This is a genomic window from Chryseobacterium caseinilyticum, assembly GCF_014837145.1.
In the GTDB taxonomy this organism is placed as follows: Bacteria; Bacteroidota; Bacteroidia; order Flavobacteriales; family Weeksellaceae; genus Chryseobacterium; species Chryseobacterium caseinilyticum.
Genome location: NZ_JACYFS010000001.1, coordinates 1 through 24,859, shown reverse-complemented (window position 1 = coordinate 24,859; position 24,859 = coordinate 1). Strand labels below are relative to the sequence as shown.

At 35.8% G+C, this 24,859-nt stretch carries 27 protein-coding genes and 1 tRNA gene; 18 read left to right on the top strand and 10 right to left on the bottom strand.

Translation table 11 applies throughout. The annotated features are described in order from the left end of the window. Positions 1-57: 57 nt before the first annotated feature. Positions 58-513, bottom strand: coding sequence for a hypothetical protein (locus IC610_RS00130; RefSeq protein WP_191734667.1), 456 nt, complete (start codon positions 511-513; stop codon positions 58-60). Positions 514-699: 186 nt separating this feature from the next. On the opposite strand from IC610_RS00130, the gene IC610_RS00125 reads away from it, so the two are divergent. The 3 genes from IC610_RS00125 (at position 700) to IC610_RS00115 (ending at position 3,306) form a co-directional block, all read left to right on the top strand. Beyond that, complete coding sequence (locus IC610_RS00125) at positions 700-1,338, top strand: alpha/beta hydrolase (protein WP_191734666.1); 639 nt, start codon at positions 700-702, stop codon at positions 1,336-1,338. Between the two features lie 164 nt (positions 1,339-1,502). Continuing rightward, the gene (locus IC610_RS00120; RefSeq protein ID WP_228462826.1) at positions 1,503-2,756 is read left to right on the top strand and encodes a PDZ domain-containing protein; all 1,254 of its coding nucleotides are present in this window, start codon (positions 1,503-1,505) and stop codon (positions 2,754-2,756) included. Between the two features lies 1 nt (position 2,757). Further along, positions 2,758-3,306 carry a hypothetical protein gene (locus IC610_RS00115; protein ID WP_056077902.1) on the top strand — a complete coding sequence of 183 codons (549 nt, stop codon included), beginning with the start codon at positions 2,758-2,760 and terminating at the stop codon, positions 3,304-3,306. Here the strand turns inward: IC610_RS00115 and IC610_RS00110 are convergent. After that, positions 3,279-4,310 (bottom strand): L,D-transpeptidase, encoded by a 1,032-nt coding sequence (locus IC610_RS00110; RefSeq protein ID WP_191734664.1) that lies wholly within the window; start codon positions 4,308-4,310, stop codon positions 3,279-3,281. The genes IC610_RS00115 and IC610_RS00110 overlap by 28 nt on opposite strands. Positions 4,311-4,697: 387 nt before the next feature. Between IC610_RS00110 and IC610_RS00105 the strand changes: the two genes are divergently transcribed. Further along, positions 4,698-5,357 (top strand): DUF4272 domain-containing protein, encoded by a 660-nt coding sequence (locus IC610_RS00105; protein ID WP_191734663.1) that lies wholly within the window; start codon positions 4,698-4,700, stop codon positions 5,355-5,357. A gap of 270 nt (positions 5,358-5,627) precedes the next feature. On the opposite strand, the gene IC610_RS00100 is transcribed toward IC610_RS00105, so the two are convergent. Together IC610_RS00100 and IC610_RS00095 are read right to left on the bottom strand one after the other, a co-directional pair. Next, the gene (locus IC610_RS00100) at positions 5,628-5,942 is read right to left on the bottom strand and encodes a hypothetical protein (protein ID WP_191734662.1); all 315 of its coding nucleotides are present in this window, start codon (positions 5,940-5,942) and stop codon (positions 5,628-5,630) included. Positions 5,943-6,579: 637 nt separating this feature from the next. Further along, the gene (locus tag IC610_RS00095; RefSeq protein WP_191734661.1) at positions 6,580-6,921 is read right to left on the bottom strand and encodes a winged helix-turn-helix transcriptional regulator; all 342 of its coding nucleotides are present in this window, start codon (positions 6,919-6,921) and stop codon (positions 6,580-6,582) included. Positions 6,922-7,023: 102 nt separating this feature from the next. Here IC610_RS00095 and IC610_RS00090 point away from each other — a divergent pair, with 102 nt between their 5' ends. The 7 genes from IC610_RS00090 (at position 7,024) to IC610_RS00065 (ending at position 12,477) form a co-directional block, all read left to right on the top strand. Then, a complete protein-coding gene (locus tag IC610_RS00090) occupies positions 7,024-7,770 on the top strand; it encodes an SDR family oxidoreductase (RefSeq protein WP_191734660.1) in 747 nt (248 codons plus the stop codon). Positions 7,771-8,320: 550 nt separating this feature from the next. Continuing rightward, complete coding sequence (locus tag IC610_RS00085; protein ID WP_191734659.1) at positions 8,321-9,343, top strand: metallophosphoesterase; 1,023 nt, start codon at positions 8,321-8,323, stop codon at positions 9,341-9,343. Between the two features lie 56 nt (positions 9,344-9,399). Then, positions 9,400-9,816, top strand: a complete 417-nt coding sequence (locus tag IC610_RS00080; protein ID WP_194698875.1) for a DUF1761 domain-containing protein — start codon at positions 9,400-9,402, stop codon at positions 9,814-9,816. Positions 9,817-9,819: 3 nt separating this feature from the next. Beyond that, entirely contained in the window at positions 9,820-10,200 is a 381-nt protein-coding gene (locus IC610_RS00075) for a YdeI/OmpD-associated family protein (RefSeq protein ID WP_228462825.1), read from the top strand. Next, entirely contained in the window at positions 10,134-10,394 is a 261-nt protein-coding gene (locus IC610_RS19945; protein ID WP_317173377.1) for a YdeI/OmpD-associated family protein, read from the top strand. Before IC610_RS00075 ends, IC610_RS19945 begins: the two co-directional genes overlap by 67 nt. 106 nt (positions 10,395-10,500) lie before the next feature. Next, entirely contained in the window at positions 10,501-11,502 is a 1,002-nt protein-coding gene (locus tag IC610_RS00070) for an aldo/keto reductase (RefSeq protein WP_191734658.1), read from the top strand. Between the two features lie 57 nt (positions 11,503-11,559). Beyond that, the gene (locus tag IC610_RS00065; RefSeq protein ID WP_191734657.1) at positions 11,560-12,477 is read left to right on the top strand and encodes a helix-turn-helix domain-containing protein; all 918 of its coding nucleotides are present in this window, start codon (positions 11,560-11,562) and stop codon (positions 12,475-12,477) included. Between the two features lie 350 nt (positions 12,478-12,827). On the opposite strand, the gene IC610_RS00060 is transcribed toward IC610_RS00065, so the two are convergent. Next, a complete protein-coding gene (locus tag IC610_RS00060; protein WP_191734656.1) occupies positions 12,828-13,076 on the bottom strand; it encodes a zinc-binding dehydrogenase in 249 nt (82 codons plus the stop codon). Positions 13,077-13,226: 150 nt separating this feature from the next. Here IC610_RS00060 and IC610_RS20160 point away from each other — a divergent pair, with 150 nt between their 5' ends. The 4 genes from IC610_RS20160 (at position 13,227) to IC610_RS00045 (ending at position 14,653) form a co-directional block, all read left to right on the top strand. Further along, complete coding sequence (locus IC610_RS20160; RefSeq protein WP_317173319.1) at positions 13,227-13,373, top strand: cyclic nucleotide-binding domain-containing protein; 147 nt, start codon at positions 13,227-13,229, stop codon at positions 13,371-13,373. A gap of 78 nt (positions 13,374-13,451) precedes the next feature. Beyond that, positions 13,452-13,736: an SDR family NAD(P)-dependent oxidoreductase gene (locus IC610_RS20110; protein ID WP_262891673.1), complete on the top strand. Its 285-nt coding sequence runs from the start codon at positions 13,452-13,454 to the stop codon at positions 13,734-13,736. Beyond that, positions 13,724-14,407: an SDR family NAD(P)-dependent oxidoreductase gene (locus tag IC610_RS00050; RefSeq protein WP_262891672.1), complete on the top strand. Its 684-nt coding sequence runs from the start codon at positions 13,724-13,726 to the stop codon at positions 14,405-14,407. The genes IC610_RS20110 and IC610_RS00050 overlap by 13 nt, the downstream gene beginning before the upstream one ends. Positions 14,408-14,431: 24 nt before the next feature. After that, positions 14,432-14,653, top strand: coding sequence for a cupin domain-containing protein (locus IC610_RS00045; protein ID WP_191734655.1), 222 nt, complete (start codon positions 14,432-14,434; stop codon positions 14,651-14,653). A 129-nt stretch (positions 14,654-14,782) separates the two neighbouring features. Here IC610_RS00045 and IC610_RS00040 read toward each other — a convergent pair whose 3' ends face one another. Continuing rightward, positions 14,783-16,348: an ABC transporter permease/substrate-binding protein gene (locus IC610_RS00040; protein ID WP_191734654.1), complete on the bottom strand. Its 1,566-nt coding sequence runs from the start codon at positions 16,346-16,348 to the stop codon at positions 14,783-14,785. Then, positions 16,345-17,253: an ABC transporter ATP-binding protein gene (locus IC610_RS00035; RefSeq protein ID WP_191734653.1), complete on the bottom strand. Its 909-nt coding sequence runs from the start codon at positions 17,251-17,253 to the stop codon at positions 16,345-16,347. Before IC610_RS00035 ends, IC610_RS00040 begins: the two co-directional genes overlap by 4 nt. 327 nt (positions 17,254-17,580) lie before the next feature. Here IC610_RS00035 and IC610_RS00030 point away from each other — a divergent pair. The 3 genes from IC610_RS00030 to xth all read left to right on the top strand — a co-directional run bounded on the left by IC610_RS00030 (position 17,581) and on the right by xth (position 19,973). Next, positions 17,581-17,654 (top strand) — tRNA-Asp (locus IC610_RS00030). A gap of 479 nt (positions 17,655-18,133) precedes the next feature. Beyond that, positions 18,134-18,802: a hypothetical protein gene (locus IC610_RS00025; protein WP_191734652.1), complete on the top strand. Its 669-nt coding sequence runs from the start codon at positions 18,134-18,136 to the stop codon at positions 18,800-18,802. Positions 18,803-19,175: 373 nt separating this feature from the next. Then, a complete protein-coding gene (gene xth, locus IC610_RS00020) occupies positions 19,176-19,973 on the top strand; it encodes an exodeoxyribonuclease III (RefSeq protein WP_191734651.1) in 798 nt (265 codons plus the stop codon). Between the two features lie 801 nt (positions 19,974-20,774). On the opposite strand, the gene IC610_RS00015 is transcribed toward xth, so the two are convergent. The 3 genes from IC610_RS00015 to IC610_RS00005 all read right to left on the bottom strand — a co-directional run. Then, complete coding sequence (locus tag IC610_RS00015; RefSeq protein ID WP_191734650.1) at positions 20,775-21,422, bottom strand: response regulator; 648 nt, start codon at positions 21,420-21,422, stop codon at positions 20,775-20,777. Then, a complete protein-coding gene (locus IC610_RS00010; protein ID WP_191734649.1) occupies positions 21,419-22,153 on the bottom strand; it encodes a sensor histidine kinase in 735 nt (244 codons plus the stop codon). The genes IC610_RS00015 and IC610_RS00010 overlap by 4 nt, the downstream gene beginning before the upstream one ends. A gap of 61 nt (positions 22,154-22,214) precedes the next feature. Continuing rightward, positions 22,215-24,859: PAS domain-containing hybrid sensor histidine kinase/response regulator (locus IC610_RS00005; protein ID WP_228462824.1), on the bottom strand; the 2,645-nt coding region annotated here is incomplete at its 5' end.

Genomic DNA, 24,859 nt, shown 5'->3' with positions numbered 1-24,859 from the left:
ACGAAAAAACCGCCAGCAGGCGGTTTTTTTATGCTTTAAAGTTTTTAAACTTTCAAATTACAATTCTAAAAAGCTGAAATCTACAGAAACACTTTGGCTTCCAGACCCCACTACTTTCTTTGTAACAGCAACATCGCCATCTACCAAAATGGTAACAATAAGTTCAGAATCACCGTTTGGCAAAATTGCGTTGGCGTCAAGATTCAACTGTGCCTGGCTTGAGTTTACAAAAAACTCTTCGCTTGCCCAGTTAAGAACTCCTGGCTGTACCGGATCAAACTTCGTATCCTGAACCGTTCCAACCTGTGTAACTATAGTTTTGATTACTACTTTTTCTGTTCCCGCAGGTGCACCTCCTTTTACTCCTCTTACCTGAAACTGTACCAGGTGATCAGTAAATTCCTCGTCATCATCATCATTTTTACAAGATGTTGTTAAAGAAAATACAGATAAAACAAATAAGAATAAAAAAGAAAATTTAAGTAAACTTTTTGATGTGTAAAAATGCTTCATTTCTCCAGATAAATTTTTAATGATTCAAATATAGGATTTTTATCAATATAAAAATAACTTTTATGAAAATTTTCTAAGAATGCTATTCAAATAATGTCAATTCATCAAAATTAAAGTACATCATAAATTCCTTCCACCCTATCACCAGAAATCATTTAAAAATGAATATTTGATTATATTTGCTTTATGAATTTAGATTACATCGTAAGAGAACCCGAACAGATCACCTCCTTTACTCCGATCCTATTCATGCTGCATGGTTACGGAAGCAATGAGCAGGATCTTTTCAGCTTCAGAGAAGATCTTCCGAAAGACTGGATTTTAATAAGTTTCAGAGCTCCGCGAAGCACAGAATATGAAGGATTTTCATGGTTTGACATCAACTTTAACAATCCTGAAAACTTCATCGATATTGATCAGGCCAATGAAATGGTTAAAGTGCTGATACAGAATATAATGTCAATCATAAATCATTATGGTTTGACAGACAGCAAAACACATCTCTGCGGTTTCAGTCAGGGTGGAATCCTTGCCTACGCTCTGGCACTCAGACATCCTGAATTATTTAATAAAGTTGCTTTAATGAGCACTTATCCTGAAGAAAAGCTGCTCACAGATATTGTAAAAGAGAAAAAGAAACTCGAAAACCTGAGATTTTTTATTTCTCACGGTACCGACGATGCCATAATTCCTCTGGAATGGGGACGAAAAGCGGCAGATCTTCTGTATGACCTCAGCTGTTATTTTTCTTTCAGAGAATATATGAATGGTCACGGTGTAAACCAGAAAAACTACATTGACCTGATGGATTTTTACGCTAAATAACTCACAGACAACACAATACATACAATTAAAAACATTTTCATATCCTGAAGATGTTTTTTTATGACATTGAGTGATTTATTTACTAAATTCATTTGATGAAACCGATCTGGATTTTACTCTTTTTACTGATGGGCATTTTTTCTAATGCTCAAAATGCTTTTGAGATGAGTGAACCCAAAAAAGTGGTGATTCCTTTTCAGCTGATTAACAATCTGATTTTTATTCCGATTGAAGTAAATGGCGTCGAACTTACCTTTTTTGTGGATTCAGGTGTCAATGAAACTACAATTTTCAGTCTTGAAAACAAAGATATCCAACTGAGCAACCTCGAAAAGACAACATTTACAGGTCTGGGAACCAGTGGAAGTATTGACGGTTTCAAGTCAGAAGGAAATGTTGCTAAAATTGGTAAAAATTTAACCAACAAAGACTTTGCATTCTATATTATTTCAGATCCTGAATTTAATATTTCTTCCCACATCGGAATTCCCGTAAACGGCATTATAGGATATCAGTTTTTTAAAAACCTTCAGGTAATTATTGATTATGAATCTAAAAAAATGACGCTTTTTCCGGACGATAAAAGCTTTCAGTCGAAAGTCAGAAAATTTGAGGAGTTCCCGATTACCATTGAAAAATACAAACCTTATATTATAGCAAATGTGGAAATGACAAATGATCCTAAAGATTCAAAACTCCTTTTAGATCTTGGAAATACGGATGCCATCTGGCTTTTTCCCAAACTGATCAAAGATTTCGTTTATAACCGTCCGAATATTGAAGATTATCTTGGACGGGGTTTCAACGGAGATATTTTTGGAAAGCGAAGCCGTATTCACAATTTATATTTGGGTAAATTTAAATTTGAAAAGCCTCTGATTGCAATGCCTGACGAGTATTCAATTCAGAATTTAAATTTGGTTAAAGACAGAAAGGGATCAATTGGAAGTGAAATTCTCCGCAGGTTTACGGTGGCATTCGATTATAAAAATGAAAAACTGTATCTGAAGAAAAACCGGAATTTTGACGATCCTTTTCATTTCAACATGAGCGGCATCGATTTTAAACAGGATGGAATGCAATGGGAACAGGATTTGATGCACATTGAAACTAAGAAAAACACTAATCTTCAGGGTACCGAAGTCATCAACAACGCTTTACAGTATAAATTTGTTTTAAAACCGATTTTTTCAATCGCAGGAGTAAGAAAAGATTCTCCCGGAGCTCTTGCCGGCCTTCAGAAAGATGATCTTTTAATAAAAATAAACGGAAAAAAAACTTCTGACATGACGATGCAGAAAATTGTAGATCTCATGAAATCTGAGGATGGCAAAACTATTGAAATGGAAATTGAAAGAAAGTTTAAACCGATGAAAATTAAATTTATTTTAGAAGATCCAATACCTTATCAGGAATAATATGAATACAGAAGAAACTACTTTAGACAGAATAAGAAACAGGCCCAGATTTAAGATGTTCACACTTCTTTCCAAAGAAGATTATGCGGTTAATCTTAAAGAATATCTGGCTTCCCATGCGCAAGAATTTGAGGGAAACGTAAACAAAGAAGTAGCTACCATCTGCGTAAAAACTGAAGACGACAACTACTGGAAACCCCAACTTGCACTCCGTATTGAAGCTGAAGATGACAACACTGTAGTGAGAGGCGTTTTCGGACCAAGCTCAGCGGTCTGGACTTTTTTTATGTTTCTGTACTTCCTGTTTTCAATTTTCTGGATGACTTTTTTTACGATGTACTATGTAGAGCAGCAGATAAAAACAAATGAGTACCCGTGGGCACTCACTTTATCTTTTGTTATGTTATTTTTTATTGGTCTAACCTATGCGGCTGCAAGATTTGGACAGTTTAAGGGAAAGGAAGAAATGCTGAAACTCAGAAAATTCGCCGAAGAATCTACACTTCCTTTTGAAGACAAAGATCAGCTGCCAATTTCTCCTGATTCCTGAATTTTCTGAGCTTCCATTGCTTTTGACTGCGATATAGAATCTGCAACTTTTTCCCTGTTGGTCTGTTCTTTCACCATTTTTTCGACATGAGGACTCAGCAAAGCTTCCATCTGTTGAACTGAAATATTGTTTCCGTTGGGATCAGATAAAAGTTTTCTCCACGGTTTTTGTCCGCCCCATTTGTAATCGCCATAAACCATTACAGGTGTACCTTTAGCTTTGGTTGTAGCGCCTCCAGGATTTAAAATCCATGTGTCAGCATACGAATACAGCCACTGAGCATCTTTCATGAGCAATCTTAAACATGAGTGAGATGCTGGATAGCCCGGAAGCTCGTACTGATGCCATCCGATGCCACCGGAATTGTGAATATTGAAATTATACGGAAGTTTCCACTCGCTGTCCACCGTAGAAATGGCGAGCTTTTTCTTCCAGTTGGCAAAAGTCAATCCTCTCGTTGTCTGAGCAGCTTTTTTTCCCATACTTGTCGGTCCCCATTTCACAAGATTTCCGTTTGAATAAACTCCGTAAGCCTGAATTGGATAAGAAAATATAACAAACTTTTTCACGTTGGACAGCACATCAAGCTGCAACGGAAATGGAGAATAAGCCATCAAGGTAGAATCAATTGTTGCAGGAATGACCAGAGTATCTGCGCTTCTTTTGAATTTGGAATCCAGTCTGTTCAGGGCTAAAATGGTATATCTGTCTTTTGCGCTGTATTTCTTTTCAAAATCGGCGTAAAGTGAGTCTCTGAGTTTTTTGTCTTTTGGAAAAATAATTCCACTGTAAAAACCATTTTCCTGAATCATCGGCGACACCGACTCCTTTACAGGTTTTACTACTACAGAATCTGGATCTTTAGCAACTTCTGCTATCTCTTTAGAAATAGTTTTCTGGTCTTTAGGGTCTGAAACGTCGGGTTTTTCTTCTTTACATGAATATAAAACGATACTGAAAATTAAAAAATAAATTAAAGATTTTGAACTGAATAATTTTTTCATACATACTGATTTCTGTACTAAAAATACAAAATTCAGACCTTAATTTTAAAATTTATCAAAAAATATTTCCGAAATTACTTTTAGTGCTTTTAAAATGCGTTATAGCAGGTTTATACAGTGGAAAATGATAAAATTCAACAATATTTACCAAAATATTTATCACTACCAAAAGAGATATAGTCAGCAAATTACGTAAAATTAATACACGCGACTGAAATAGTATCACGTGAAAGGGATAAAATTTTTATATTTGAATATATACTCTATGAGAAAAAATTGAAATGATGAGCTTTTTTTAAAAATTATTAGGCAATACTGAAAATCATAAAGAGGAAAAAAGTTTTGAGATTGAAAATCTGATCGACTCTTACAGGAAAATAACCGAGGATGACAGCAATAAGACTTCAAAATCTTTCAGTTTGCCTTTATGCAGGTTTTAAACCTGCCAATTCCCTTCCAACAGAGCTTGAAACGCAAATCCGTCCTGCCATTGAAATCGCGAAACGGCTTCATGCTATCAAAGCTATTGTGCTTTGGATAATGGTACCGCCGGAAAATCTTCCTGATGAAGAAATTCTGGATTTTGCAGAGCGAAACCAGCTTGAAGATTACATCGCTGAGGATGAAAAACTGATTCTGGAATCACCCAGAAATGACGAGGAAGCAAGAAACCTGATTGGCTGGAAATTTGAAAACGCATGGCCGCTTGCATGGTACTTTGGTTATAAAGAACCCGACTTTACAGGAGAAATGATGACCGGAGTGCAGATGCAGGAAATCCTGAATGACCACGCCTGCCCACTGGACGAAAATATAGAAGACTGGATTAAAAAAAGAGATGTAATTTCGGAAGAAAAGCTGAGAAAGAAAGAAGATCTGTTTTACTGCATACACAATGCTGTCAGAAGCGCACAAATGGGCAGGAAAACAGTTCCTGAAAATTTTGATCCCATTGCAAACGGCGGAGTAATACATGAACGGGGACATGCTTTAACGTGGATGCTTTCAAACGGAGTGAGTTGGAATGATATGGATTTGAGTACTTAACTACTGATAGATTTCATTTAAGCATTTGTTTTTTCAGTCCAGTTCATAAAATGAAAAACATGCAAAACGAGTCGAATAATAAATCTTCAGAGAAATAGGTTTGAACGAAGCCATTGTCCGTGAATGGTGAGCTGTCAGGCGAGTGGTCATGGCAATGTAGCTTACGGAAGAATCTTATTTTTTCCTTCCAGCTTTTGTTTTATCAGGGGGAATCTATAAGAAAGACCAAAGGAGATATCATCTTAATCAAAATTTTGCTTCTGACCTTCTTTATCCCTTGAATGTCCGAAATAGAGCCTTGCCACATCGTAATATTATCCTCATCAGTATTTGGCGATGCAATGTTGAGATGCCAGATATACCTATTTTTATAACGTAACTAAGAAATGTATGGTCTGCGACTAGGGGCAACTTCAGCGAAACTTTCATGAAAAGATTCTTCTGTAGAGTTAGGTATAGTCCAGGTGTAAAAGTAGTTGTAGTTACTGTCTGTTGTGCTGTTTCTGCGTTTTTATTTTCGCCTGAACCGCAGGATGAAACAATCAAAGCAGCCATTAAAGCCGAGATAGTTATTACTTCTTTCATAGTTATTTTTTAAGTTTTTCTAAATTTTGTTTTAAAGTCAAGTCGGCATGTATAGGTGTCATGCGATTAATTTAAAGAAATTTCTCGTGCTTGTCCGTGTCCATTATCTTGTCAAAACTTGCCCATAATTAATTTATATGTGCCACAAAATAGTTTTCAAATTACCAAAAATTTGATGGCTATCTGCCGTAATATTAATACTGTGTATTTTCGCTGAATTATCTTTTTTTTGGATTTAGTGATTTCTAATTAACGTCTCGGATAAAGCCTAAAAGCAAGGGAAATGATGACTTCGGCAAATAAAAAGTTTTTTTGCCTACTCTCTGGTTGCATTTCCGTTTACTGCGATTTTATATTACAAATATGAAAACTGATTGTTAAGGTTTGAAATTTCTGGGATAGAATGGCTTTTTTTGGGATATAATGTTGTGATAAATGTTTATTAGTGAAAAATTGATTGATTTTATATCGTTTTTTGAGATTCTTCTAAAGTCATTGAAATAAAAAATCTTATACATTCTTTTTCACTTGATCGTATTTGTGATTATTGTTTTGTAAATATTTAAAATATTAAAAAATCTTTATAGAATATATTCTTACAACTAATATTTATAAAAAATTTTTATGTGTAATTACTCTATGATGTTTTATCAAGAATAATCACTTTTCTGTGTTCTCTTCCCCAATTTATCATTTCACCGATAATATTTCCGAAAGTTTTGCAATATTCGGTCGGCTCATATTCGATTAAAACAGGTGTTTCAGGATAAACTGTGCGTTTTACAAGCTTGTTCAGCTCCATATCTTTTAGTTCTTTAGAAAGCATTCTTGTGGTAATTCCCAGGATGCTTCTTTCGATTTCTCGGAAACGTCTGTTGCCGTTGCATAGCGAATTGATGACAGGAATTCTCCATTTTCCTCCAATGAAATATAGGGTGTCCTGCAATGCTCTTAATTCTTCGGTTTGGTCTCTTTCCATAACTGCAAGTTAAATGATATAACGAATGATACTGATATACTCTGTGATACTGGTTACAAAAGTATATCAATTTGAAATAACTTTGTCAAAAATTTTAAATAAATGAATAAATTCAATAACAAAGTAGCCATTGTAACAGGCGGGAACAGTGGAATTGGGTATGCCACTGCAAAAGAATTAATTGCGGAAGGTGCTAAAGTCATCATCACGGGTAGAAGAAAGGAAGCAATCGAAAAAGCAGCAGAGGAATTAGGAGCTATTCCTTTTGTAACGGACCAAGGAAAATTAGAAGACATAGATTCGTTGAAAAGTGAAATGGAAAGTCAATTCGGAAAGGTTGATATTTTGTTTATCAATGCAGGAATTACAGGAACTTTAGATTCGATTGAAAATATGAGTTCTAAGAATTTTGACAATGTGATGGACATCAATTTCAGAGGTGCTTATTTTACATTGAGTAAATTTATTCCTATCTTAAGCGATGGCGCATCAGTTGTTTTTCTGTCTTCAAATGTTGCTACAACTTACAAAGCCAACGGTTCGGTTTATCAGGCAAGTAAAGCGGCTTTGAACTCGATTGCAAAAACTGCGGCTGCGGAATTGGCACCAAGAAAAATCCGCGTGAACATTGTAAGTCCAGGACCAACCAAGACAGAGATTATGACTAAAGCCGGATTGGACGCAAAAACCCTGGAAGGATTAAATGACTGGATGATTAATGCAATTCCTCTGAAGAAAATGGGAACTGCAAAAGATGTTGCCAAAGCTGTGGTCTATTTATCGGATAATAATATTTCCAGTTTTATGACAGGTACAGAGATCCTTATGGATGGTGGAATGATATTATAATATTTTTTATTTGGTAGATTTATTTAGTACTTAAATCATACAGAGATTCCGAGCACAAATGCTCGGAATCTTTCTATTATGATAATGGTTTTTTGATTCATATATTCTCTCCAAAAACATATTTTACAACTCTGAATTTTATTCCAGCAAAAAATTATTACAATTAATCATTGATCTTTTATAGATGTTGAAAAATTGTGCAAGGAAGGGAATAACATCCTCTTACAACATAAGGTTTTATTGCATGGTTTGCTGAAAATTACACTTATAAATGGCGACAAACAGATAAGGTAATTCTTTTTCAAATCCCGGAAGAAATTATCGAAAAACATATCTAGAACTTCATTTTAAAGCCTTAAAATCAGATTTCGCATCATATAATCTGAACACAAAAAAAAGAGATTAGCATACAAATGATCATCAGCGTTATATGATATTTGCATTTATATCAAACAACGATTATGAACTGGTTTTTAGTAACAGCAATTTCAATCTGCATCATCTTACTAATTTTTTTAGGATACAGAATAACCGGTATCGGTAATTATTCGTGGATCATTCCGGGACCAGTATTGGTCTGATTTTATTATATCCGCTCGTCTGGTATGATGTTTTACCTGAAAAGATTGACAGAATCGTCAGATTCATCGTCCATATTGATATGGGAATGCTCAGTTTATTAATTACTTTTATACTTATCAGAGATCTGCTGTTCCTTCCTATTTCTTATTTTAAACCATCCTGGTCAGATTTTGCTTTTTCAAACTATGGAACGTATTTTTTGATATTATTTTCTCCATTCCTTTTATTCATCGGTTTTTTACGTGCAAGTAAAGGTCCCGAGTTGGTTGATATCCAGGTACCTGTAAAAGCTCTTCCAGATGAACTTCATAATTTCTCAATATTACAGATCAGTGATCTTCACGCAGGAGCAGGAATTGACAAGCAATATGTTGATCGTGTTGTCGAAAAAGCTCTCAATTTAAACGCAGACATCGTTGTTCTCACAGGAGACATAGCAGATGGCAGTTTTGAAAAATATCAGCACAACCTGCAGTCATTGTCAAGGATAACCGAAAGATTTCAGGTTTATTATGTTACAGGAAATCATGAGTACTTACGGGACAGCGACCTTTGGATTTCCTATTTTAAAAGCATCGGTATCAAAGTTTTATTGAATGAAAATACAACAGTAAATTTTAAAGGAAAATCTATTCTCATTGCCGGAATTATAGATCCTGCTGCGAAAGAGTTAAAACCCAGTTCAGGACCTGACATTCAAAAAGCATTGGCGGGAAATTATGAGGTTGATTTTAAGATATTGCTTGCACACCAACCCAATATTGCGAAAGTAGCTTCAACACACTTTGACCTTCAATTATCCGGGCACACTCACGCAGGACAGTTTTTTCCCTGGAATATTTTTATAAACCTAAGTCAACCTTTCGCAAAAGGTTTGAAAAAATGTGATAGAATGTGGGTATACACCAATTCGGGAACGGGTTATTGGGGGCCACCTTTCAGGTTGGGAACAACATCAGAAATTACACTTCTTCATTTGATAAAACAGTAATTTTTTGCTTTAAATTATCTAAACTAATCAATAAAACTTAATTTAAATACTCAATTATGATCTTAAATCAACTTTCAAATGTCAACTGGCTTGCAATTCTGGTGGCGTTTTTCGTATTCTTTATGCTAGGATATGTATGGTATCAACTTCTGTTCGTCAAAGCTTACAAAGCCGCTTTGGGGAAAGACAACGAGGAGCTGCCGAAAAAATCTGTGTATATCATTGGCCCTGCTGTCTGCTGTATAATATACATTTTAACCAGCGCAATTTTAATATATGCTCTGAACATAACCAGCTTATGGACTGCTTTGGAGTTCGCTTTGATTGTCGGAATTGGTTATTTAGTGACAAACACGACCAATATTGCCATCAATCCCAATATCCCAAAACCATTTCTATACAGTTTAATAAGTGGCGGTTATTTTTTGTTAAGCATCATTCTTGTCAGCTTTATATTGGTTTTAATGAAATAAATAATGAATTCACAAATCGACATCTATTATCCGGAAACGCTTAATGACTGGAGAAAATGGCTGTTTGAGAACAGTAGTATGAAGCATTCTGTTTGGGTTGTCTTTTATAAGAAAGGTTGTAATATTCCAAGTATTTCATGGAGTGATGCCGTAGATGAAGCTTTATGTTTTGGCTGGATTGACAGCAAGAAAATTAAAATAGATGATCAGAAATCTCATCACTATTTCAGTAAAAGAAAATCAAATGGTACGTGGTCTAAAATTAATAAAGATAAGATCGAAAAACTAATACTGGAAAACAGGATGACTTCGAAAGGATTAGAATCTGTACAGAAGGCAAAAAAAACGGATCATGGAATCTGCTTGATGATGTTGAAGCGTTAGTTATTCCAACGGATTTACAAATAGCTTTCGAAAAAGAGCCTAAGGCTTTTGAATTTTACAGCGCACTGAGTAAAACCAATAAAAAAAACATTTTACTTTGGATGGTCATGGCAAAACTTCCTGAAACGAGAATCAAAAGAATCAGTACCATCATAGAATGTGCACTTTTAAACAAAAAACCGCCTCACATGTAAATCAAAAGTAATCTTCGGTGAACATATTAGAACACAAAGTCAAGAGATTAGAACACTACTGTGCATATTGTATTGATGAACTTTGTAATATCAAAATTTATGTATTATGAAAAAAGTAAAATTAGGATCACAAGGTCTGGAGGTTTCACAGATAGGCTTAGGATGCATGGGCATGACAAAATTTGCCGGCCATGACGTTTATAAAACAGCAGACGAAAAAGAAGCTTTATTAACCATCGAGCGCTCATTAGAATTAGGAGGTAATTTTCTGGACACTGCAGATCAGTATGGGCCTTGGGAAAATGAACGTTTTATTGCCAAAGCAATTCACGGCAAGCGGGATGAATATGTTATTGCCACAAAGGTCGGACATGAAATTAATGACAAGGGTGAATTAACGTGGGGTATCAATGCAACTCCGCAATATGTAAAAAAAGCTGCTGAACGCTCTCTGAAAAATTTAAAAACAGACTGCATTGATCTGTACTATCTTCACAGACTGGATCCTAATGTTCCAGTTGAAGAAACAGTTGGCGCAATGGCAGATCTGGTACAGGAAGGTAAGGTGAAATATTTGGGACTTTCAGAAGTTTCAGTCAACACTATTAAAAAAGCTCATGCTGTACATCCGATATCTGCGCTGCAAAGTGAATTTTCGCTGTTTGAAAGATCAGTTGAGAACGCCGGAATCTTGAAAGCCATCAATGAGATGGGTATCGGTTTCGTATCGTATTCACCATTGGGACGGGGATTTCTTACCGGTGATATTAAAAGTGCAGAAGATCTGTCAGAAGGGGACTGGAGATTAAATATTCCCCGTTTTCAGGGAGAATATTTGCAAAAAAATATTGAACTGGTTAAGGAAATAGGAAAGTTGGCATCTGAAAAGGAAGTGACAACTGCCCAAATCGCATTGGCGTGGGTAATCTCCAAAGGGATTATTCCTATTCCGGGAACGTCCAGGAGAACGAATCTGGAAAAAAATTATGCTTCGGCCGACATTCATTTGAGTGATTCAGAAATAAAAAGACTGGAAGAGATCATTCCTCCGGGAGCAGACACCGGTGCACGATACGATGAGCATGGAATGGAAAGTATTGATCAATAAAAAATTATTAATTTTGGGAGACGGAATTTTCTGTCTCCTTTTCTTCAATTTCAATTTATGAAAGGTAAAAATGCTCCACAACATGTGAATTCTGTCAGTCAGGTACATCGCATTCTGGAAATACCATCTCCCAAACATCCTTTGGTCAGCGTTATCGATCTGAGTACGTTAAATCATTCAAATCAAGCTGTACCCGGTAGTTTTGTCAATGAATTCTACTCTATTTTTATCAAAAAAAATTTCGGGGGAAAGATGAGATACGGACAACAGTTTTATGACTTTGATAATGGCGTCATGATTTTCTGCAGTCCGGGACAGTTAATTTCTGTCGAAGATACAGGAAGTAATAAGCCAAAAGGTTGGTGGCTACTTTTCCATCCGGATTTTTTACAGACTTATCCCTTAGCTTCTAAAATTCTGGAATATGGATTTTTAAAATACGAAATGAATGAGGCACTGCACTTATCAGAAGATGAAGAAATGATGATTGCAGGTATTATGAGAAGTATTCATAACGAATATATGTCGTCTATCGATAATTTCAGTCAGGATGTAATTGTCTCACACATTGAACTGCTTCTCAATTATGTTAACCGTTACTACAACCGACAGTTCATTACCAGAAAACTGACAAACAACGATTTGCTGGTCAAACTGGAAAAATTACTGGATCAGTATTTTGCAGAGGATCTTCCACAAACGCAGGGGCTGCCTACTGTTGCCTATGTGTCGTCAAAACTAAATGTCTCTGCAAACTATTTAAGCGATCTGCTCAGAGTTACAACAGGACAAACTACCCAATTTTATATTCACGAAAAAATAATACAGAGAGCTAAAAATATTCTTTTGAACACGAATCTCACAGCCACAGAAATCGCCTATCATCTGGGATTCGACTATCCACAGTCATTCAGTAAATTATTTAAATCTAAAACTAATCTTTCACCGATTGAGTTCAGAAAGTCATTTAACTGATATCACTGAATATTTCTGAATTACTTGTTATATTGTAACAGTTTTTAATCTGGCTTCAAATAAGAATTATTCGTCAAATTTAAGAAATTAATGCCTGATCTGATCGTTTTTTGAGACTGTATTTAATGTAAATTTTTTCAATAGGTAACTTAAGTATCTTTAGATCATCTATCAAAATTTAACTTATAGAATAAGTTTCTATCTATTTTAAAAACAAAAATTATTTAGCCCTATTGATGATTAGATTTTACAAAACAACGTAATTTTAATTAAAATTATTTTCTCTACTTAAAACGAAACAATAACCTTACCTACCGTCCGACCGCTTTTAATTTGATTGTGTGCGTTATTCATTTCTCTTCAAATGCAAAAACTTTTGAGATGTGTGATTTTAGATTTGAGTTCTTCAATAATTTCGCTATTACCGCCATATCTTCTCCATTTGATTTAAAGGTAAATATTTTCCCTGAAACTCCAAATTCAGTGCTTCTTTCTGATACATCATTAGTCAACCCGGTTGGGATCTTGATTATAATTACTCCTTTTTTAATCAAAGGTAGAGATCTGTTAATATTTTCGCCACCAATCGTATCTAACACAATTATATCGAAGCCGTTGCAGACTGTAGGCTCCTTGTTTTTTCAAAGAAAGACTGGGGCGAGATCGGAAACACTATCGTCGGTTGGCATGCAATTACCAATCTGATCCTGAAAAACTGTCTCCTGAAAACGATCGAAAGAAAAAGTCCGTTGGTTTCAGAAGATGCCACTACCCGTTACCTTTCATTTATTGAGAAATTTCCGGCTCTGGTAAACAGAATTCCGCTTTCTTACGTCGCTTCCTATCTCGGAATTACACAACAGTCGCTGAGCAGAATCAGAAAAAACATCCGGTAAAATCGCTTTTTACCATTTGGTAAACGTTATCATTCAGCAGTATCCGAAATTTGTATCATTAATTTAAATATAATAAAAATGGACAGAAAAGTAGTTCTCATCACAGGAACAAACAGTGGATTCGGATGGCTTACAGCGCAGAGCGTAGCCGCATTGGGACATAAAGTATACGCCACAATGAGAGATATCAGTGGGAAGAATGCTGAGAAAGCAAAGACTTTGGAAGAGATGGAAAATATCACCGTTCTGGATGTTTCATTAACTGATGAGCAAAGTGTGAAGACTGCATTCAACAAAATTATAGCTGCAGAAGGTACAATTGATGTGCTGGTCAACAATGCAGGAATTCTATGTTTGGCGTAGCTGAAACTGCTACTCCAGCTGATCTGCAGTACATGCTGAATGTAAATACGGTTGCTCCGTGGAGATTAATGAAATTAGCATTGCCTTTTATGCGCAAACAGTCGGAAGGTTTGATCATCAATGTTTCAAGTGGCTGGGGCAGATTTTCAGCTCCTCTTTCGACAGTTTATGCCTCTTCAAAATTTGCTCTGGAAGGTTTAAGTGAAGGTTTGCATTATGAACTGCGGTCATCGGGAGTAGATGTTGCGATTATTCAGCCGGGAGCTTTTCCTACTGAGATGTCACAAAAACTCGCTGTGGGTGCTGATCCGTCTGTAAGTGATGATTATAAAGCGATCGCAGACCTTCCTGATAAAATGTTCACTGCTCTTGGTGAAATTTTTGAAAAGGGAAAACCAAATCCGCAGGATGTCGTCGATGCAGTGGTGAAACTCATCAATACGCCTCAGGGACAAAGACCTTTAAGAACCATTGTTGATCAGTCTACTGGCCATATCGTTGAAGCAGCAAACGAGGCTGTTGCCTCCCAATACAGAAATGTTTTAACAGCGTTTGGAATGCATGATCTTTTGGGTTTAAAATTAGATCTAAAAAGACCTTTAAACATTAGAAATTTTAATTGGGATTTGAGATCTAGTAAATTTAAATCAGTTCTTTTTAATTTTTTTTAAAATTTCTAATCAATATTCCTCCCTTTGGGAGGTGCAATTCATTGCTTTAAGAATAAGTCAGACACATTTGCAAGGCTGCTTTGTACTGTGGTTCCTGCAGGGTTAGAAAATTTATTTAAGGAGATTGGTCAGCCGGTAGCTCAAGGAGAATTTTTAAAAATCCCGGAACTGACTGAAGAAAGAAAGCAAATATTAAAACAATTAGATCTCAAATACAACCAGAAAACCTATCCTCCTGCCTTTTAGATTAATGAAAATTAAGGAACTATTAATTTCGTGTCCCCTCAGTACAGTTATTTTTGTGGCAAACTAAATTTAATATTCTATGAAAATAGAGTATTTTTAATGTATTTTGAACAGAAAAATTAAAATTCCTTATTTTGAATCAAGATAATTTTTAAGGTCAGAAATGCTTTTTATTTTCAGTTCATCTGCCTGTTTTTTACGCATCATCAAGGCATAGGAATTATTAAATCCAAGCGGCTTCAGCCATCGAATTCCGTACTGTTTCTGAAATTCTGAATTGACATAATCGTATGTATCTTCTGCACTTTTGGTAACGGCAGAAAGTGTTTTTTCATCAGTTTTCAGTAAAACCAAAAGTCCGGTTCCTGTATATTCCGGATAAAAATCGATGGCGTCGTTCATCAGAGCATCAAAGCAGATTTTCGTTCCGCCCAATCCTGTTTTTGTCTCCACTTTGTAGCTCGTGTAGCCTTCGATCAGCATCCTGTAAATTTCTGTGAGAATATACTGTTCGCCAAAAATCTTGGAGCCAATTCTTACCGTTCCCCTATTTCCGTTTTGTGGATCTTTGAACAAATTATTTTTAATTAAAAAATCCCTTGCAATTTTTTCAGGTGTCTGGTTGAGATGATCTGAGCGGTAATTTAAATCTGTCATGACTGAATCATTAAATTTTCCGGCAAGTAAATCCAGTGTTTTTTCAAGATCAGGGAATTTGCTTAAAGTCTCTTTTTTAATAACAGGCGCAGCAAAATAAGGTGGAAATATCTTCCTGTCATCTTCCAAAACAACCAAATCAAAAGCCTTGATTCTTCCATCAGTTGAATAGCCGCTGATTAAATCGAGCTCACCTTCATAAACCGCTTTGTACATCACCGCATCATTCACAACTTTTGGACTTACATTCAGACCATAAACGGAACGCAAACCGAGATCACCATCCTGTCTTCCCATAAACTCGGGTGTAAAACCAGCTTTCAGCGCAGTATCAGTTTTAGTACTAAACCAGTAACAGGCACCAATAATCATCAACAGCAGAGGAAAAACATACCGGAATTTTCGAAGATCCTGATATTTTATTTTTTGAAAAACAGCAATTGTTTTATCCAGCAAAACAGCTAAAAGTGCCGCCGGAATTGCGCCGGCGAGAATCATGTTGGTATTGTTTAAGGAAATTCCACCAAAAATAAATTCACCCAAACCGCCTGCTGCAACAAATGACGCTAAAGTTGCAACGCCAACGTTGATGACGGCCGCAGTTCTGATTCCGGCAATAATGACGGGCATAGCCAAAGGCAATTCTACTTTGAAAAGCAGTTGTTTCCGGTTCATTCCCATTGCTTTTGCTGCTTCTATAACTGACGGATTTACACCTGTAATTCCAGTATAAGTATTTCTGATAATCGGTAAAAGTGCGTAAATCAACAGGGCAACAATGGCCGGAGTGGCACCGATTCCAAATGCCGGTATCATAAATCCCAACAGCGCAATACTCGGAATAGTCTGCAGAATTCCTGCAACGCCTAAAACTGAGCCAGATAATTTTCTTTTCCGGGCGATCAGAATTCCCAGTGGCAAACCGACAATAACTGCCAAAAGCAGCGACAAAAATGTAAGTCCCAAATGCTGTGTGATTTGGGTGAGTAATTTTTCGTGCTGTTCTGAAACAAACTGCCAAAGACTTAGCTGCTTCATACGGTCTGCAGTTTTCGGTAATCGTTGAATGCCTTCGTGATTTTTTCGTAGGCAGCAGTATTTTGTCTGTCGGAACTTAGATTCTGCAAAATATTCCAGACATTTGAATCTTCAGAAAAATCCGTATTAAAATCCGAAAGCACAGGAAATAAATCTTTTAAAACCGTGACTTTATACTCCAGTAACAGTCGGTTTGCTGCGAAAAAGTCTTTCACGAAATCATTTTTTGGGTAATAAATCATTTCTTTGGGCGTTCCGGTTTGAATGATTTTACCCTTATCCATAAGACAGATCCTGTGACCGAGTTCAAAAGCCTCCTGAACATCGTGGGTGACAAGAATAATTGTTTTATTTTTCAGTTCTTCCAAAGATTTAAATTCTGAGTGAATATCGGCTTTCGTAATATTATCGAGAGCTCCGAAAGGTTCATCCATCAGTAAAATCGGAGAATCAGCTATTAATGCTCTGGCGATTCCTACCCGCTGCTGCTGGCCGCCACTTAGTTCATGAGGAAAACGGGAAAGAATATCGGGTGAAAGATTTAATTTGGCTAAAAGTTCGTTAGTCCGGCTTTCGGTTTTCTTTTTATCCCATTTCAAAAGATTTGGAACCGTTGCAATATTTTCTTTAACGGTATAATGAGGAAATAATCCGGAATTCTGCATCACAAATCCAATTCCCATCCTCAGATCTTCTGCTTTTTGGTCACGGATATTTTTTCCGTCAATCAAAATATTTCCGGAATCGGCTTCTATCAGGCGGTTAATCATTTTCAGGGTTGTCGTTTTCCCGCATCCGCTGGTTCCTAAAAGCACCAGAATTTCCTTATCATTTGCCTGAAAGGAAATATGATCAACGGCTGGCTTTCCGCCAAAATGTTTAGAAACTGATTCAGCTTTTATCATAAAATATTATTTAGCCTGAAAGATTTTACCCTAAAAATACATATTAATATTATAAATATTTTTTCCATCTAGTAATATACTCGTTTATTTCTTTTTAGTTTGAAATATTGCCCATTTTTTTTTAATTTCTCGTCATAATATCTAAAAATTTTATAAATTTGTGTTATCTATAAAACGTTATAAAATTACATAAATTTTAAGGGACGAATTAGGGGTAATAATCATTCAAGTGACTGAAAATCTTATTAATAGATGATCGGTTGAAATGATCAAAGTCCCGTCCGGATCGCTGAAAGTTTTTACAATTTTTCACTTTAAAAGAAAATTGATCCGGTAGTTCAGCTGGTTAGAATGCCGCCCTGTCACGGCGGAGGTCGCGGGTTCGAGTCCCGTCCGGATCGCAAAACCTGTTTCATCTTGAGAAAGGTTTTTTTTATGGAGTACCGGTTCGATTCCGGTCCTGGGTACAAATTTCATGACTACCCAAATATGCATCCAATCATTGATATAAAAAAAATTAAGTTCTGTTTTCCTGTAAAAGTCTTTAACTCAATTTTGTTACCGTTTTTGTTTTCATGATGCTATTCATGTGCAACAGATTTGGTCGGAAGATTATTTTTCGTAATTCTATACAGGCATTTCAACTTAAATACTAAACTACATTTTGATGCTTCATTAAATAAAGATCCCTAAAAGTCTCTAATTTTTTGGGGTCAGTCTAAAATCAGTCTTAAGGTTGGTCTGTGATTTGTGCTGCTATAATGATTTCAAACGACTTTTAAATTTTTAAACATAAAATCAACAAAGACAATCCTTTAGAAATCAGAATTTTATCTACCACATATCTCACAACTTAAACAAAAATACATAAAATATCATAATGAAATTCCACATTAAAGTAAACAGCGCAAAAACCATCGAAGAAATTGAAAATTACTGGAGTAATGAAGATTACATTAAGCTCCTTGAACTGTTCAATTTTCCCGATGCAAATACAATTAAACCGGAAAATCTGAGAGAAATGCTTTTCATGGCAATCACAGATTTTGAGCCGAACGAAGCAGCAGCAACTATCTTAACATATAAATTATCAGAAAGTTTAAATGAAGGGCAGATTGCACAGATTTCTCACGATATGCTGATTGACAAAGTCTGCGAAGAATATCCGGAAATAGAACTGCACTGTGATCTGTTTTCTATTAATCAACTTTTGTATAAGGCTTACAACGGAACATTTTTGAACTGCAAAGCTACTTTGGTTAATTTTGAAATCGAAAAACCGGATGATTTTAAGGGAGAAATTACAAAGGAAATTGTGTTGAAATCATTCAACAGAGGACTTTCTGACAGCAATATCATCAAGAGATTATTTGAAGAAAAGATGACCACAGAAACAAGATTTGAGCAGGCAGAAGATATTCTGTGGAAATTAAATGATGAAGGAAATAATACTTTCTCTTTTATTACTTCTGAATATTGGCTCAATAAAGATGAGATTATTGGTTCCGAATTTGACGGAGAATCTCTTTTAGGTGAAACTGAAGCTTAAAATTTTCCTTCGTAAAATAAAAAATTTTAGACTACATCCAGAAGTTTAGACAAAATTAATATTATTTAAGAAACGAGTTCGGTATTGTACCGGGCTCTTTCCTATTAAAATAAATTTTACATTGTACAAGTTCTTTTTAGAATGATCGTATTCTAATATTTACACTTTGTTACGGCAGAGAGTTTTATATTTTTAATTTTTTATAAGGGATTTGGTTGATAACATATTCTAAGACATAAGAGAAAATCAAAACAGTCCTCAGAAATTCTGCTGACTGTTTTCTTGAAGATTTAAAAAATTATGTAAAATTTGTATCCCTCGTTCTGAATTAGATATCCTATTGCAGTTTGATTTTTATTTAAAACATATAATCATGAAGATAGCAACATATAATGTGAATGGTATTAATGGCCGTTTACCAGTACTTATCAAATGGTTGGAGAGCTCAAAACCTGATATTGTCTGTCTTCAGGAATTGAAGGCAACGCAGGATAAGTTTCCGATTGCTGAAATCAATCGGGCAGGCTATCAGGCTATATGGAACGGCCAAAAACAGTGGAATGGCGTAGCTATTTTGTCTAAAGGTTATGAAATGACGGAAGTTCAGAGCACTCTGCCCGGCAATGCAAATGATATTCAAAGCCGCTATCTGGAAGTAATCATAGATCAGATCGTGATCTGCTGCCTGTATCTGCCTAATGGAAACCCATTTCCGGGACCAAAGTTTGAGTACAAAATGGATTGGATCAAGCGACTGAAAAAAAGATCCAAACAATTTATTGATATGGATCTTCCAGCCATATTGGTAGGCGACTTTAATATTATTCCAACAGAAAATGATGTTCATAAGCCTGAAAAATGGAAAGATGACGCATTGTTTCAGCCGGAAGTCAGAAGAGCATACAATCAGCTCCTAAAAAACGGATGGACAGATTCAATCCGAACTTTATTCCCTGATGAAAAAATATATACCTTCTGGGATTATCTATATAAAGCATATGACAGAAACGCAGGTATCAGACTGGATCACATTTTACTAAGTCCGTACTTAAAATCCAGCCTGATCAATGGCGGTGTTGACAAAGAAGTCAGAGGCTGGACAAAAAGCAGCGACCATGCACCCGTCTGGATAGAACTTGAAAGAAATAAATATGCTAAATTTATCAAATGAAAGTGATAGAAGACAAACCCCCAAAAATTTCACTGGTTAATAGAAATGTTGTGGGTTTATCCGCGACCACTACTATTACAGCAGAGATTTAACCTTCTGAAGGTAAACAGTAAAAATTACAGTGTCGTAACCCACAAAAAAACGCTGCCATAATTGTATAAGCAACGTTTCTATTTTTAAATCTTTATACGGAATTAATTTTCTCTCAGACTTTTTACATAATCCCAGAGCCATAAATTACAGTGTTGCTTTCCAGAAGCTCCATCTTGTACAGTTAAATACTGCAAGTCTTTTTGCGCCGGCTTTATTTACATAAATCATCATTCCAAGAGCGGGATTTATTACGTTCTGTACAAAATCATACAGATTTTAAGTTGGGGTAACTTCGGTAATTGAAAATGTAAAATTTGGTTAATAAAATGATAAGAATAAAATGTATTTAAGATCAAAAATTAAATGTGCTTAAGCAAGTGAAAATTTTGATTTTATGCTGATATACAAAGATTTTTCCCAAAGGGACACAAGAATATTTGTTGTGGAAAATCCGATAACCTTATTGTAGTTGAAAACCGTTGTGAAAGATAAATTTGAATAGCACAGTCAGTCACCAAGAAATATGCATACAATTATTTGAACTCTTATAGAAATTTATGATCATAAATCTTCAAAGTACGGTCAGCACATCACGAAAAAAACCAAAAGTAGGAAACAAAAAACATCCGTATTCTACAGCAGAGAGTTATGTTTTACTTCAAAAGATCATACGATTTTCGATATTGATAAAAGGGGCAGCATTAAATATTACTGCTTATACAATCTAAGAATTTCTACCAGTTCAGGTATAGATCGTATTTTAAGCTTGTCAAACAATCTGTTTTTATATGTACTGATTGTAGATGAGTGGAGATTAAATTGATTGGCAATTTCTTTAAGGGTAATTCCTTCTGCAAGCTTCGTCGCAATTTGCAGTTCGCGGTCTGAAAGCGTTTCGAAAGGAGAATTTTTTCCCGAGCCGGTTAATGATTCTGCAAACATCGCATCTTTTACGTTGTCACTGACATATCGGCCCTTCGTGAGCATCGCAATTAAAGCAGACTCGATTATTTCAGTGGAACTTTGCTTGCTTAAATAACCGCCAGCCCCCATTTTTAGATACCGCATTGCATACACTTCTTCATCCTGTGAAGAAAATAAAAGGATTTTCAGCTGAGGCTGATGAATTTTGATGTAATCTATCGCTTCCTGAACAGTACCGTTAGGCATATTAACATCCATGATCGCCAGATCCAACTCTTCTTTCTGAATTACTTTGTAAAGCGATCTGTAATCTTCCACTTCTGAGATCACAGCATCAGATCTGAGACGTTTTATTGTTTGAATCAAACCCATCCGGACAATACCATGATCATCTGCCACAACAATGCGGGCATTTAGTTTTACATCCTTCATGCAATAAAATTAGGTAAAAAAAGGGAGACTGTAGTTCCTTTATTTTCAGATGACTGTATGTCAATATTTCCCTGCAGCAAGAATATGAAATTTTTTACAATCTTCAAACTTAATCCGGCACCTTTTTCTCCGGCAGTACCTTGAAATATGGGATTGTCGTAGCTGTAAATCGTCGCTAAATATTTTTCATTTATTCCGATTCCGGAATCAACTACTGAAAGTTTGGTCTGATCTCCCTCTGAAACCTGCCTCAAATAAATATCCTGACCAGTTGATGAGTATTTTAATGCATTGTTGAAAATTTTATCCAGAATATATTCCAGTAGTAAGCGATCGCTTATAATAAATGAATTGTGATCTCCTTTAAAATAAAATTTGATGCTTTTCTCTCTTAGTTTAGCAGCATATTGCTCTTCCAGATGATGAAAAAGATCTGTCACCAAGATTTTCTCAGGTTTAATTTTAAAGTTTCCGTACTGAGTTTTTAACCAGGCAGTACTGTCCTGAACAGTCTGCAGATTCTTGCGGGCATCACTCTTCACCTGTGGTAAGAGCTTATAAAAATCCTGCTCACTAACGATTTTTTGCTCCAGGGATTCTACAAGCCATAGAAAATTCCCAAATAATTCTTTTGAGTCATGAGACAATATCGATATCAGTCCGTTCTTAAAATAGATTTCGTTTTCAAGCTTTTCTATTTTTATCTTTAATTCCTTTATAAGATCATCCATAAAGTAAATTATAATGGTAAATTTTTCACTTCAGTATTTTTAAAAAAGCTAAATATAGGATTTACTTTTTATCTATTTCGTTACCTAACCATTTCCGCATCATATCTGACAGGGTTTGTTTTAACAAGGGCTTAGTTAGAAAGTCCGACATTCCGCCTTGCAAACATTTTTCCTTTTCTCCGGGAAGGCTGCCAGCTGTTAATGCAATAATAGGAATTTCAATGTTTTTTTCCAAAGATCTTATTTGCTTTGTAGCTTCAATACCATTAAGCTGCGGCATTTGTATGTCCATTAAAATAAGACCTGGACTTTGTTTTTTGTATTGTTCAACTGCCTCGGCTCCATCTTTTGCTTCAATGATCAAGGCCTGAGGTAGAAGATCCTTCAAATAAGTTTTAGTAAGAAGCAAATTAACAGCATTATCCTCAGCAATCAAAATTTTTATTTCCTGTGTATTTACTTCAGTCACCTTATTTTCTGCTTTTTTAATGCCTTTCTTCTCAGAGGTTTTTAGAGCAGATAAAATCTGATACATCTTCTTCATACGAATCGGTTTTATCAAACGATTTTCAATTTCCAGTTCGTCACATGCATCCTGCAGCTCATTGTCGTCAGAAGAACTGTACAAAACGATGTATGGCGCAACATCAGAACTGCCCGGAATCATACTTTTCATTTTTCTGATGGTTTCAAGACCATCCATAACCGGCATGTGATAATCCATAATAATCACATCGTAATCAGACCTTTCTATAATCAGAAGCAACGCTTTTAAGCCGCTGTCGCATTCCGTCACTTCGATATTTTTTCGTTCCAGCATCCTTTTCAGGATTTTCCTGTTGTTTTCGTTATCATCTACGATCAGTACTTTTTTAATACCGCTCAGACTTAGATCAAATTCTTCCTCCTGCGTTTCAGACTGCATGTCAAAGTAAAAATCACTACCCCTTCCCTGTTCACTATCGACCTGTAAAATACTGTTGAGCAATGCTAAGATTTGATTCGAAATGGTAAGTCCAAGACCGGTGCCCCCATACCTCTTGCTGATACTGCCATCTTCCTGGGAAAATGCTTCAAAAATTTCAGCCTGCTTTTCCCTGTTAATTCCAATTCCTGTATCGCGGACTCCGAATCGAATTATTTTTTTTCCTTCTTCTAAATCATCCAATACCCTAGCATACAAAACAATCTCTCCTCTTTCGGTAAATTTTAAAGAATTGCTCAAAAGATTTACAAAAACCTGTTTTAGCCGCATGGCATCAGTCCAGATGTATGTAGGAATGGCATCGTCAATATCAATCAGCATTTCCAGCTGTTTTTTGCTGTTGTTGTACGATACAATGTTAAAGGCTTCCGAAATCAATTCCTCGATCTCTACTTTATCCAGATTCAGCTCAAGTTTTTGTTTCTCTAATTTTGAGAAATCCAGGATATCATTGATGATGCTGTACAGTGACACACCGGATTGGTTGATAATATCCAAATACTGCCTCTGTGTCTCGTCAAGGCTGGTTTCCATAAGGAGTTCGGTAAATCCGATAATACCATTTAAAGGGGTTCTGATCTCATGACTCATGTTGGCCACGAACTCCGATTTTAGCGCATAAGCTTTTTCTGCAAGCTCCTTCGCTTCCAGGATCTCGTTCTCCATTTTTTTTCGTTCGGTAATGTCCACTGCATTAGCCATTACCTGTAGATTACCGTCTGCATCTTCGTCTCTTACACTCATAAAATGCCAAACTGCTTTTTTCCCATTTTTTTTAAGAATGGTCATTTCGCCTGCTGCATGATTTGAAGTTCTGATTTCCTGAAGGTACATTTTAACATTTTCATGCTTGTCCGGAATGATGAGATCATACAGATTAAGGCTCAGCAATTCCTCTCTTGAAAAACCAGACGCTTTTAAACCCGCGTCATTGACGTCCAGAAAATTTCCATCGAGGTCATGAATGCTTAGTATTCCCTGATTCTTTTCAAAAAGACCGCGATACTTTTCTTCGCTTCTTCTGAGTAATTTTTTTCTGGTGGTAAATTCTGTAATATCTCTTCCAATGGTATAAACTACTCCGGATTCAGGTTGAGGAACAAACGTCCATTGGATCCATTTCACTTCTCCGGATTTCATGATGTATCTGTTGGTGAAATTAGATAAGGTTTTACCCAATGCTAAATCTTCAATGACCTCTAAGGTACTTTGTCTGTCATCGGGATGAACAAATTCGGTAAAACTTTTACTCAAAGACTGCTCATTATTCGATCCCAACAATTTCGAAAAGGAAGGATTTAGTGTTATGAATTTACCTTCTAAAGACAAAATGCAGATTAAATCACTTGATGTCTCAAAAAGTACATCATAATTACGTAAATGCTGTTCTTTTTCTTTTCCTGCAAACGAATCTGATGCCTGGTTTAAAATCTTCCTGACGGTCTCCTTCCCTGCTTTATCAAAATTTTTATTTTCCCTGTCAAATAAATTAAGATGAGCAATAAAATTGTCATCAGAATACGGAATAGAATAACTTCTATGAAATTTAAAGTCAGTGCTTCCTGATTCATACACTGGAGTCTTATTGTCTGAGAGATAGTGAGGATTCTGCTGATAAACCTGATTAGGTGATGCATCACTGGAAGCAATAACAAAAACTTTCCCTTCAGAAATAATACTTATGCTGCAAAGCTCCGAATCCGTCAACTTAGCAGCCGCAT